At 53.3% G+C, this 12,284-nt stretch carries 11 protein-coding genes; 3 read left to right on the plus strand and 8 right to left on the minus strand.

Annotated elements, in window-relative coordinates:
* Positions 1–15: 15 nt before the first annotated feature.
* On the plus strand, positions 16–423 hold the full coding sequence (locus AC2FH9_RS05220) for a universal stress protein (RefSeq protein WP_496842239.1): 408 nt from the start codon (positions 16–18) through the stop codon (positions 421–423).
* Positions 424–949: 526 nt separating this feature from the next.
* Here AC2FH9_RS05220 and AC2FH9_RS05225 read toward each other — a convergent pair.
* The 5 genes from AC2FH9_RS05225 to AC2FH9_RS05245 all read right to left on the minus strand — a co-directional run bounded on the left by AC2FH9_RS05225 (position 950) and on the right by AC2FH9_RS05245 (position 6,749).
* Entirely contained in the window at positions 950–1,702 is a 753-nt protein-coding gene (locus tag AC2FH9_RS05225; RefSeq protein ID WP_496690405.1) for an outer membrane protein, read from the minus strand.
* A gap of 70 nt (positions 1,703–1,772) precedes the next feature.
* Positions 1,773–3,017, minus strand: a complete 1,245-nt coding sequence (locus AC2FH9_RS05230; protein WP_282022306.1) for a DUF3179 domain-containing (seleno)protein — start codon at positions 3,015–3,017, stop codon at positions 1,773–1,775.
* Between the two features lie 44 nt (positions 3,018–3,061).
* Positions 3,062–4,729, minus strand: coding sequence for a sulfatase-like hydrolase/transferase (locus tag AC2FH9_RS05235; protein WP_496871020.1), 1,668 nt, complete (start codon positions 4,727–4,729; stop codon positions 3,062–3,064).
* A 102-nt stretch (positions 4,730–4,831) separates the two neighbouring features.
* Positions 4,832–6,469 (minus strand): sulfatase-like hydrolase/transferase, encoded by a 1,638-nt coding sequence (locus AC2FH9_RS05240; RefSeq protein WP_142639693.1) that lies wholly within the window; start codon positions 6,467–6,469, stop codon positions 4,832–4,834.
* 1 nt (position 6,470) lies between these two features.
* A complete protein-coding gene (locus AC2FH9_RS05245) occupies positions 6,471–6,749 on the minus strand; it encodes a hypothetical protein (RefSeq protein ID WP_496749399.1) in 279 nt (92 codons plus the stop codon).
* A gap of 135 nt (positions 6,750–6,884) precedes the next feature.
* On the opposite strand from AC2FH9_RS05245, the gene AC2FH9_RS05250 reads away from it, so the two are divergent.
* Both AC2FH9_RS05250 and AC2FH9_RS05255 read left to right on the plus strand, forming a co-directional pair.
* Entirely contained in the window at positions 6,885–8,189 is a 1,305-nt protein-coding gene (locus tag AC2FH9_RS05250; protein WP_496708315.1) for a tetratricopeptide repeat protein, read from the plus strand.
* A gap of 213 nt (positions 8,190–8,402) precedes the next feature.
* Positions 8,403–8,699: a hypothetical protein gene (locus tag AC2FH9_RS05255; protein ID WP_496749400.1), complete on the plus strand. Its 297-nt coding sequence runs from the start codon at positions 8,403–8,405 to the stop codon at positions 8,697–8,699.
* A gap of 240 nt (positions 8,700–8,939) precedes the next feature.
* On the opposite strand, the gene AC2FH9_RS05260 is transcribed toward AC2FH9_RS05255, so the two are convergent.
* The 3 genes from AC2FH9_RS05260 to AC2FH9_RS05270 are packed head-to-tail and all read right to left on the minus strand — an operon-like array spanning position 8,940 to position 12,249.
* The gene (locus AC2FH9_RS05260; protein ID WP_496749401.1) at positions 8,940–9,659 is read right to left on the minus strand and encodes an alpha/beta fold hydrolase; all 720 of its coding nucleotides are present in this window, start codon (positions 9,657–9,659) and stop codon (positions 8,940–8,942) included.
* Positions 9,656–11,197 carry an ABC transporter permease gene (locus AC2FH9_RS05265; protein ID WP_271952028.1) on the minus strand — a complete coding sequence of 514 codons (1,542 nt, stop codon included), beginning with the start codon at positions 11,195–11,197 and terminating at the stop codon, positions 9,656–9,658. Before AC2FH9_RS05265 ends, AC2FH9_RS05260 begins: the two co-directional genes overlap by 4 nt.
* Positions 11,194–12,249, minus strand: coding sequence for a quaternary amine ABC transporter ATP-binding protein (locus AC2FH9_RS05270; RefSeq protein WP_496871021.1), 1,056 nt, complete (start codon positions 12,247–12,249; stop codon positions 11,194–11,196). Before AC2FH9_RS05270 ends, AC2FH9_RS05265 begins: the two co-directional genes overlap by 4 nt.
* Positions 12,250–12,284: the final 35 nt, after the last annotated feature.

Raw genomic sequence — 12,284 nt, forward strand, 5'->3', positions numbered from 1 at the left:
TCGAAGGTGACTAACATGTATAAGAACATTCTGATTCCAGTCGCGCTGGACAACGATCACGATACACAGGCCTCATTTGAAGCTGCTCGTTTGCTGGCGAGTGCCGATGCGGAATTCACAGTGCTTCATGTGCAGGAGCCGATCCCTGCATATGTGGCATCCCAGATACCCGAGGAAGTTCTGGCCAACACGCGACAAGAGCTTCAGGAAGGCTTACATCGGAACGCTGCAGAGCTACCGGGGGCGAAACTGCGGCTTATCTCGGGGAGCGCTGGCCGAGCGATCGTTGATTTCGCAAATGAAAATGGCATCGATTGCATCGTGCTGGCCTCACACAAGCCGGGGATCGAGAACATTTTTATTGGGTCGACTGCGAACCGGGTCGTTCACCACGCCAATTGTTCTGTCCACGTGATCCGCTGAGTCGTTTTGTGGCAGGTGCTCCAAGTCGAATGCTGGATGCCCAGCATGGGACACAAAGACGACGGAATGAAATTGGCGTTGCGAGCACGCGCAGCATGAAAATCGTATTCACGCTATGGGCTCTTTCAAGACCTTGGGTGCAGCGCAGCATTTCGGTTCAAGAACCACTCGCCATCAATTTGAACGGCCCATAGCCGACATCCATCAGCCCTTTGAAATACTGCGTTAGCAGCCCGCATTTCAGACATTCGCTGCGATTGCGAAAGCTAGTCTAGGTGAATTCTCACTCCGCGGTCGACAGTGGAATCGCTACCTCAGACTTGTCTCATTCATTGCTAGATTTCTATGGCTACAACAAACTCCAGCCAGCTATCGATGCCGGGGGTCAAGATCTGGGGCCAGGCACGAAAACAAATCTGAGGGCACATGCGAATTTGATTCTCTAAACCTTTTTACAATTGAATCGCGCCAATCAAACGACGTTCGTAACATCACAACCTTGTCTCGGGTTCGCCAACAAAGAATTTTAGAACCGATAAGTCGCGCCTAGCACAGGCCCCGACTGATCAAATGTAAAATCGTTGCCGTTGATTTCATGATCGAATGAGATATAGCGATAGCCACCGCGGATCAGCCACCTGTCGTTGATTGCGTAATCTGCCGTCAGCAGAATCTGCCAGGTTTCACTGTCGCTGCGGAAGCCTCCGTAGTCGACAAAACCGGAGCCCGACCACTTATCCGAGAACTGTACCCGTGCTCTGGCGCCGATGACAGGGTCGGTCCAGCTATCATCTGCCGTTGTTGTGCGCCCCGGTGCCGCGCCGGGTAGAAGGGTAAATTCCGTTTCAGTGCTGAACCACCGGAAACCCCCGGCGACGTCAACGGTGATAGTTGGCGCTTCATACACTCTGTAGCCAACATAGCCACTTAGGTATTGTGTGGTAAATGATGTCTCCAGACCCGAGCCGACAGGTCCAGGAGCGCTGTTACTGAAAGATAAGTCTGTGTAGTTGTAATCTGCAAGTATCAGCCAACGTCCGTTGGTGGCCGAGAACGCACTCATAAAGGCAAAATCGAGGTTTTCCAACGCATCCGAAAAGCTGAGCGTACCGTCCAGAGTGCCCAAAGGTGTGTCCAATGTAGTCTCTGTTTCCGGCATGAACAGGTAGATTGTGGCCTCATATGACCAATCGGATTGTTGAGCCGAAGCCACTGTGGCCAAAGATGCAAAAAAAGCTACTCCGCAAGCGCAGCTTTTCACCCAAATTGACGAAGTCATTCTGTCCCTCCCGTCAAACAATCAAGTTTGAATAAATGGTCTTTGGTTTGTGGTTGTTTAGCCATGGGCCTCATTCTACAGCTCCTTCGGTTGCCATCGAACCGCTGCCGACACGATTAATATCAGTGTTCGGGAAGAACTCGGACCAGACATGCCAGAATGCGCCTGCGCGCAGGGTTTCGACACGTTTTAGCTGACCCTGATCTGAATGGCCCCAAAAATCGCAATGGCTCACAGGTTGACCAAAGTCGTTGTACCAAACGCCTAGGCTTTCATACTTTGGATCCAAGCTGACCACGACATCTCGTCCGCCGACATTGGAATTCACGATCCACTCGTTCTCGACGATGAAATCATCAGTCCAGCAAACCGCATCCTTACCGATCGTAATTCCCCAAACGTAGGTTTTATTTGGTAACCGATCGTCCGAACGATCCATGTTGTCCATCACGGGCGCGTCTTCCTGATGCTGGCGTCCGATGCCCCAGCCAAACGTGATCTCGGTCATCATATCCAGCAGGCGCAAAAATGGGTTCGGGGATGGCTTGTTCAGAAATACCTCACCGTCAGGATAGGCCTTCTGAAACCCGCGGAACGTCATTCGAAAGGTTGGCCAGGGCTCCATTTGCGCTTCGGGTCGAAGGGGGCAGGCAGGACCGTCGGAGTTAGGGTCGCGGTCCGCCTCGCGGAAACCATAGATGTGCTGGATCGGCTCGCCCATGTCGTTATCGCGCAGGATTAGGTTATTGCCATGCTGGGCCAATACCTCGAGATTCAACCGTCGTCCTTCTATTCGCGGAATGTAACCCTGACCCAGATTGGCCATAGCGCAATAGGTCATGACCACGTCTTCGCCACCCAAGCCATCTACATTCCCGGCCAGATGAGGGCGCATAATCTGCGCATCCGGGTGCGCGCGGGCTTGGCCGTTGTTTTCGATGACTACGACGGGCGCAGTTGGTCCGACATATTTGCGGGCTTCTTCAATTGGAAAGTACTGGGCGTCATTGAGCTGGTTCCTTAGACCCAAATGCACCCAAACGTAGGGAAACCCATAAAGAAGAAGAGTAAGCACAGCCGCTATGAGCCAAAGCCAGAAAGGGCCAGCGCCCAAAAGGAAATGCGCAAGTGTTGCCGCTGCAAATCCGCCAAGTCCGATACCGATCAGGCGATATTCATTGCGGATAAAGCGCACCATATTCTCGCGCTTTACCTTCAGCAGCATTTGAGAGACGTCGCCAAGGTCTCTGAAATAGACAAAGCCGATCCCAAGGGATGTGATCAAACCCAGTGCAAAGAAAAGTAGTCCAATCATGTGATGATCCTAAAGGCTTTGGTGCGTCGCTGCCGTTATCGGTGTTATTGCTGCGGGGCTTGGCGTTTGATCAGGAACGCCTCAACCGCTTGTCGCGATTCTGGGCGCGTGTTTTCAATCCCTTCATAGGGCACGCCATAGGCCGGCGGACTATCTGGATATTTCTCTTTACGGGCCATGTGTCGGCCCAGAATTCGCACAAACTCCTGTCCACCCCAGGCGCCAACCTCGGTTGAGACTGAAAATTCCTCACGAGTGTCGCGATATAGGTCAAAGAATTCGGCGGCGATGGGGTTTTTGCCAGGTGGCGGCAAGATGAGTTTGAGTTGATCTTTGACGACGGCTTCGGGTTTTTTGTCTGAATAGATGATCACGTGGTCGCGGCGCGATTTTGCTTCGTCGTCGAAAAGCAATGCAGCAGATTGATCCACGCCGTCAATCAAGCGATCGCGTGGGACAAACTGATCGGCACCGGCGAAGCGAGCCATCGTTGTATAGAGATCGGAGATGTGGATGATGCTGTTGAGAAGGCCATCTGCTGTGATCATGCCGGGCCACCGGATAAATGCATCAACCCGTACACCGCCCTCGGTGGTATCGGCTTTACCGCCACGAAAGATCATCGGAGTGAACCCTGATTGCGGTGAGTACTTGGTGAAATGACCGTTGTCGCCCATTACTATAACGATTGTATTCTCAGCTAAGCCGAGCTCGTCAATTCTGGTGAACAGATCACCAAGCCATTGATCCAGCAACTGCATCTTGTCGACATAAAGTCCGCCGTTAGCGCTTTTGGGGCCCGTTCTGCCGGTTCGTGTGTTGTCCAGCGGGATCATGGGCCAGTATTGCAGGAAGAATGGTTCTTCATCGCCAGCCAAACGCTCCAATTCGTCCATGGTCTTGTCCTGGAAGGCTTGGTTCATCTCGTCATACTTTGCGGCGTTCCAGCGCTCGCCAGGTTCCATTCGGATTTCGCGGATCGGGCCGCCAGCTTCGCCTTCAATAACGGTCATCATGGCCGAGGCATCAGGACGGAACCACTGGTCGATGGTGTACTTATCATCGTAGTCCCGAATAGCCACCGAAACCTGTTCCTTGATCGCGTCATCATGGAAGATCGTTAGTTGCCCCTGTTGGTGGATTGCATGCTGGGCATAATCGAACCCCTGTTTCATCGCCCAGCTTTCTGAAATATCCCCCATGTGCCATTTGCCAACGTGGCTGGTAGAGTATCCAGCCTGTTTTAGTACTTCCGCCAGTGTAACCTCTTCCCCTGGAAGACCTTCCCCGGCGATATCAACCTGTGTGTTGCCCATTCCCATACGGACGGGTAGCCGCCCGGTCATTTGGGCAACGCGGGTCGGGGTGCAGGACGGTTCGGTATACATCCGAACCATACGCATCGCTTCATCAGAGAAATCATTGATGTTGGGCGTCTCATAGCCCCGGACGGCATTCAACTCGGGTATTCCCATATCTCCGAAGCCAAGATCATCGATCAAGACACTGACTATGTTTGGGGGTTGCCCCTTGTTCCTATCTCGAAAAGCCGCCAGAGCCTCATCAACAGCGATGTCATCTTGCACCCATTTATCCGCGTGTTGTGCCTGCAAAACATAAAACTCAGCATCGTGTTGGATTGGGCCTTCCTGCGCTTGCAAGGGTGGTGCCGTAACGCCTGCACAAAAAACCAGAAGCCATTGTAGTTTCATTCCGTCTCCCCCAGGTTTGAAGCCGAGCTTCGGTGTTTGATCTTAGATGCGTTAACCATTTGTAACATCGTTATATTCAAATATTTACTTAAATTTGCGACGTCACTGCCAGCTCATGAATACATCACGGGTCAGTTCAGTTTCCGGACGCAGGTTTTCGATGCCCTCATAAGGGGTACCTTTGCCGATCTCTGAATGTGGATATTTGGCGATCATTTTCTGGTGGCGCTTTATCATATCCTGAAAAGATGCACCGGCCCAAAGCGAGTAGCCAACCAACGGGTGTTCCTCACGAGGGTCCCGATAGATGTTATAGGTTGGAGCAGCCGCGCCGGGTTGACCAGGGGCAGGAAGGTGCATCTTGAATTCTTGTTTAACGACCGAGCGCAAGACAGGACCTTCGTAGACATAGACATAGTCGCGCCGACCGTTCCCCTCGCCGTTCAACAGTAACGCCGTCTGGTCAATGCCGTCTATCACACGGTCCCTTGGGATAAAGGCGGTGGCTCCGGCAATTCGCGCCATTGTGGTGAAGATATCTGAAACATGAACGATGTCGCCAGCTGCAGTGTTGGGTTCGATCACACCGGGCCAGCGAATGAACGCATCGGTTCTTACTCCGCCTTCAAGATGCTGAGTTTTGCCTCCGCGATAGATTAGTTGGTTCAGGCCGGATGAGCCTTCATAGTGATACATCAGACCATTATCTGCCATCAGAACAACAATTGTGTTGTCCGCCGTGCCGGTTTCTTCAAGCTTGGCCAAGAGATCTCCGATCCATCCATCAAGCAGTTGCAGCTTGTCCGCATGAAACCCGCCATTTCGTGAAATTGCCTGATCCGGATAGACGAAGTTCAACGGGTACAGCGGCCAGTATTGCAAGAAGAACGGCGCATCCTCGGAGGCTACACGTTCGAGTTGCTCCAGCGCCTGCCGTTGATATCGTTCGTTCATCTCTTCATATTTGGCCTGCGTCCAAACCTCACCGGCTGACATGTCTACTTCCAGGGCGGGCCCACCGGCTTCGGCCTCGACACCGGTGACAAGACCATATGGCTTGAAGCGCTCATCCAGCAGGAACTGATTGTTCTGCCCCTCGGGCACGTAGCCGAGCATGGCGTTGGACCTCATTGCCTCGGGGATCATGAGGCTCAGCTGCACTTGCTGGTGTAGTGGAAATGCGGCCCAGTCGAATCCCTGATTGTGTGGGTACGATTGCTCAATGTCACCTTGGTGCCATTTGCCGATATGCGCCGTATTGTAGCCGACTTGTTTCAGTATCTCCGGCAATGTCACTTCGCTGGTCGGAAGACCTTCTCCGACCAAAGCCACTTTGACCTCTTCGACACCGGCGCGTATTGGGTGGCGCCCTGTCAGCATGGCGGTACGTGTGGGAGTACAAGAGGGTTCGGTATACATGCGCATCAGCGACATGCCTTCGGTAGCCAACTGATTGATGCTGGGTGTCTCGATCCCCATGACGTAATTCATCTTGCGGTCACCCATCTGACCAAAGCTTACATCATCGATCAAGATGTAGAGGAAATTAGGAGGCTTGCCGCCATTGGCCGCACGAATTTCGGTCAGCTTGGCGTCGACTTCAACGTCTTGCGCATCCCATGCCTCACCAAACTGCGCGCGAAGGAATTCGAACTCGCCGTCATGAACAATCGGAGTTTCCTGAGCAAGCGCGGAGCCGGCACCAATCAACAACGCAGGCAAAATGTATCTAAGTCTCATGTCAAACCTCCAAATCTTTGTTCCGTACCGATTCCGAATCAAGGCCATGCGCCTGCAGCCGTCCGTCAATACTGCTGCGCAGGTCCGAAAGGCTTTCTGCCAGATCGGCGAGATAGCGCATCTGAAGAACAGACTGCGACCTTGGCGGCACCGCCAGTTCGGCGAAGACCTCTTTGTAGTCGCGGCAAATTCGATCAAACTCTTGGTCTTTTGCCCGCAGGTCCTGCAGCAGGCGACCCGCTTCGGGAAATTGGGATTCAAAGAACTCATCTTCCGTCATTGGCAGCGCCCTTCAGGCATTCGTTTGCCAAGCATGCATCCAACAGAATATGTATTGAACGTATAAAGCCGCATGCTACCGTAGCACCATGGCGACAAACCCTTATTGCGAAAGGATAGTTCTTTGACCGTCAGCATGGACGATCAGGAACAGAATGACACTCAACAGTTCTCGGCCGAGCAGGTGCGCGATGCGTTGGATAGGGTTCAGAAGTCAGATGAATTCAAAGGGTCCGCCCGCATGCGGTCTTTTCTGTCTTATGTTGTGATGGAATCGCTCGAGGGTCGTTCCAACGAGATACGCGCCAAAACCATTGCGATGGATGTTTATGGATACGACGCGGATGAGCTATTGAAACGCGAAGGCGTCGTACGCGTGGATGCGGGACGTGTTCGGCGAAAACTCCAAGCTTATTATGAAAGTAATGGGATCGCTGACGAATTGGTAATCTCATTGCCTGTCGGAAGTTACGCACCCGAGTTTTTGCCGGGCTCCAATCGAAGCAGACAACCATTACGCGGAAGGCGACAGGCTTACGCAGTCGTTATCTCGCTTTCACTTCTAGTAGCCGGTATTCTAGTCGGTGTTCTGATCGGCCGCGGTTCGAAATCTGTTGCTCCAATAACTGGCAAAACTGCGATCTACGACGTGTCGCCAGCCCGCGTCGAAGCAATGAACCTAAGCAACGCTGGCCGGGATCTGATTTTTCCGGTTACAGATTTGGCACGCCTTCAACCTGCGTTGTTGATATTCCAAACAGCAATTGAACGAGATCCGTTTTATTACGGGGGGTATGCTGGCGCATCTCAGGTCGAAACCATGTTCGCCATCATGAAATCTGGCGATCCCGGTTCTGATGAGTTTTTGCACGCGGCCGACAAGAATAGTGCTTATGCTTTGGAATTGGCTCCGGATGCAGCATGGCCGCTTTCAGCGCGAGCCTGGTTTGAATTTGGGGTGGGCAATTACGATAGCGCAGTTCGATTATCCCAACGGGCCGTAGGTTTGGCACCCGATGATTCACATGTTGCTGAATTCGACGCCTTGATTTCCCTTTATACATCTGATTTTGAACGAGTTTTGTCTCAATCAGCGCGATATAGAGTCCTGGCCCCACAAGGAGGGGGACTTGTATTTGACAATGCATTGGGTGCGGCTCAGTTCCATACGGGAGACTATGCTGCCGCAATCAGGACGTTTGATGAAACAATATCGCGTGGTGGGCCGTTCGGACCAATTTCCGCAGCTTACCTTATGGCAGCCCACTGGAGGAACGGAGAACAAGCAGAGGCACAGCGGCTTGCAAAAGTATTTTCGGACACTTGGCCAAGCTTCCCTCTCGAAGCACTGAAGGCTCGAGTGTTTGTAGACCCACAGCCAGTTCAAGAGCTGATCAGTGCAATGAAGGCTGCGGGTTGGTCAGGAACCGTCAGGCCCTGATTCTCAAGCAGTAGGATGTGTCACAATCAATTTGCTCAGATTGGAATGACATAAAGACCAGCGTAAAAATGCCAGCGCCATGCCGCGAAGTGGAGTTTGTTTGCGCCGCCCTCGGACAGCGCAGGTGTATCGGTAATAGTCATTTAGTGGCCTCCAAGCACAATCGCGCCGCATCCAGCGGGATACGGGCATCTTTGATTTCAATAAAAGGTAATGAAATCAAGCGTGAGGCAGGGCGCGGGTCAAACGCGCGGGATCGAGATCATTGCGCTCGGCAACGCGTTTGGCGATAAATTCGAAAGTTCGCGTTGCTGTGGTCTGCACGAAGCGTGGACAACTGTCTTGAAGCAGAACGGACGTGTTGCTGATGCGGCAAGCTTCGCAATCAACGGTCACTGGTGCGCTATCGCCATCTATATTTCCGCAAATGCCGCTCAACTGCCCGCCTGCTGCGAGATAGGCGGTGAGTTCCGGCGTCGTAGACGTATGCGCAAAGCTCAGCATTCGTGACTTTGGGCTCAGAGCCGACCTCAGATGCGGAGCGGCATCTGCCAGTTTCGCAGAACTAGCCTCGTGGCAGAACGGCCCATAAGAGACATTCTACACCCGAGCGGATTACTGGAATACAGCGTTGCAAACGGGCCTTTTTTGCCCGTGCATACTCACTCTCAGAAAAATCTAGACTATCCGGGAAAGACCGGTATTGGTCACGACAGCGGTCGTTCTAACATTTTGGCTGCAGACAAGCTGTCAGGCGGTACAAAAATCTCGCAGTATCGAATTAAAGAGCCCCGGCTTCTCTAAATGCGTCGCGTGAGCACATCCAGGTATCACGGCGAGGTTGGCGTCGGGAATTGATTGCCACAATTGTTCGGTTTGGCTCCATGGATAGGTCCGATCCCGGTCACCCCAAATCACCAACGTACGGGTCATGATATCCGCCAAATGTTTGGCGCCGCTCCAACTTTCCATTGCGTCGAGCCCAATTAGCATGGTTTGCAGGCTGCATTGTTCTGCAATCATAGCACAGTCCTCATAGGCCACAGCTTTTCCCCGATCAAGAAACCAGGTTGCCGCAATACGTCTGGCCGTGGCTCTTGGTCCTTCTGTATTGGCCCGGCGCTTTGAAGTGTCGATCGTCTCAAACCGGCCGGGTAAAATGCCAATCGTTCCGGTGCCGTAAAGCACCAACCGGTCGATACGTTCGGGTGCACGGGTAACCATTTCCTGAACGATCATCCCACCCATTGAATGGCCGATCAGGATAAATCGCTCAATTCCCCGCCCGGTTAATTCGCACAGCGCCCACTCGGCAAAGCCAGCAATACTGGTGGGGGCCTCGAGATGCGCATTCTCACCAAATCCCGGTAAGTCCAGGGCTACGACGTTGAAACCGGCCAGGGCTTCGACTTGCCCTAACCATTGTCGACTGCCGCCCAAAAATCCATGGACGAATACGACAGGTGTCATTTGCGCCCACCCTGTACAATGCGATCAAGGATCATGGCGCAGAAAAGGATCGCAAACCCGGCGAGGATGCCTTGGCCCACATTGGCATATTGCAACGCTTCCAGCACGTCCTCACCCAGCCCTTTGGCGCCAATCAGCGAGGCCACGACGACCATCGCCAGCGACAACATAATCGTCTGGTTGATCCCCGCGCGGATCGATGGGCTTGCTAATGGAAGATCTACTTTAGTGAGCAAGTACCACTTATTGGCACCGAAACTAATAGCTGCTTCGCGCACGCTTTCTGGCACACCACGCAGACCAAGAACGGTCAATCGTACCACCGGTGTGCCGCCAAAAATCATCGTGACCACAACCGCCGCTGGCTTTCCAACGCCGAAGAACGCAATCACAGGCACCATGAACACGAAGGCTGGCATGGTTTGCATGAAATCCATGATCGGCTGGATAAACGCATAGAACCGTGGGCGACGGGCAGCAAACATGCCGAGCGGAATTCCGATAACAATCGACAGGCACGCCGCTGTCCCCAACAAGGCCAGCGTCGTCATGGCACCTTCCCAGAAACCCAGCAGGCCCATATAGGCCAGAAATGCGCCCGAATAGATCGCCGTGCTGATGCCCGCTGTCAGCCAGGTCAGCAAAATAATCAAGCTCGCAATCACGATCCATGGCGTCTGAACCAGTATGACCTCTAGCGCATCCAACAGAGTGCGGATGCCGAATGTCAGCCCATCAAAGAAGGTCTCGCTGTTGCGTACGCACCAGGCGATGAAATCTTCTACCCAAGTGATACTGGTCAGGCGGATGTTTGGGTCTGTCGGAAAATGGCTAAGCAGTGAAAAGCGCCCTGGGAAGCTGTAATGCAACATTGCCGCGGCGACGATCAACGCCATGAAGATTGCGCTGAACACGATCTGCGACACCGGCATGGCCGAACGGATCGAACGATCCGATAGCCACTCCGAGAAACGCGCCTCAAGCGCCCAGTTCGCCACCTGTGACTGTATGAATTTGATGATGATCAGTATGATCAGGCCGGTTAGAATGATGTAAGGACCTTCAGCTGCCATCGCCTCGGCCTCGGCACGGATACCCCCTATGTTTTCTTCAAGCGAGTCCACCGTTCGCTGATAGACATCGATCTTGTCCGAATTGTTTTCGATAGCCGCCGCCAATTGCTGACGGCGCAGTTCAAGCGTCCCTTCAATCGATGCAATACGCTCCATTGCCTCGGCTGCCAGATCGCCGAACAACCCTCGCGCAATCTGCACAAAGGCTATTGTTTCCAGGATCAGAAATGGTAACGCCCATGACCACAGACCTCGCGCACCGAACCAGACCGGACCAAACAATCCGGCCATCAGATTGAAAGTTGGTGTAAAGCGGGACGATGCACCAATCTTGTCGAAATTACGGATGTAGTAGTCAGGGCTGGTGCGCACAAATGTGCGAATGCTTTCACGCCGCTCTTCGGCATAGGCAAGGGCCGCTTCGCTTTCGGTATCTTCCAGCGGGTTCACATCAGAAATGCTCATGACACTTCGGTCCCTTCGATCACGGTGCGCAACAGATCGGCACGGGTTATGACGCCAACATCCACGCCGCCGTCCTCCACAAGGATTGCGCTACTGTTGTCGATCGCCAGATTGATCAGCGTGCTCAGATTTTCGTCTTCATTCACGCGCGGGGCATCCGCCGATAGCGGCCCATGGGCCGCAATATGTTCTGGAATTGGCCGCATGACCGCATGGGCGCGCACAACTTTGAGGCGTGAAATACCCGCAACGAAATCAGCCACATAGTCATCAGCGGGGTTCATCACGATGTCTTCGGCTGTCCCGATCTGCACCACCTTGCCGTCCCGCATGATGGCGATCCGATTGCCGATGCGGACGGCTTCATCAAGGTCATGGGTAATGAAGATCGTAGTCTTCTTGAGAATCTTGCTCAGCCGGATGAATTCATCCTGCAATTGTCGCCGGATCAGCGGATCAAGGGCCGAAAACGGTTCATCCATCAAAAGCACGTCGGGGTTGGCGGCCAAGGCGCGGGCCAGACCCACACGTTGTTGCATGCCACCGGACAGCTCGTGTGCGAACTTTGACCCCCAGGCGCCCAGTTCGACAATATCGAGAATAGCAGCAGCCTGACGCATGCGTTCATTCTTGCTGACCTGTCGGATTTCCAGTGGCATTGCCACGTTATCCAACACCGACCGATGCGGCATCAGCGCAAAGTTCTGAAACACCATACCGATTTTGTTGTTGCGAAACTGCTGAAGCTCTTTTGGCCCCAAGGCCATGACATCAGTGCCTTCGATTTCGATCTTACCAGCTGTCGGCTCCAGCAATCGGTTGAAATGGCGAACCAGGGTGGATTTACCGCTGCCTGACAGACCCATGATGCAAAAAATCTCACCCCGGTTTACCGACAGGCTGACATCAGCGACGCCGACAACACAGTTGTATTCGGCCAGCACTTGGGACTTGTCCAACCCACGGTCGCGGATCGCCCGCAGCGCCACTTCGGGCCTGCCTCCGAAAATTTTCCAGACATTCGAAATTTCGATAACGGTGTCGTCGCTCATAGGTCCTCCAGAGATCTGCTTTTGGGTGGCGCCAG

This window comes from Ruegeria sp. CDSC081, from assembly GCF_059610485.1.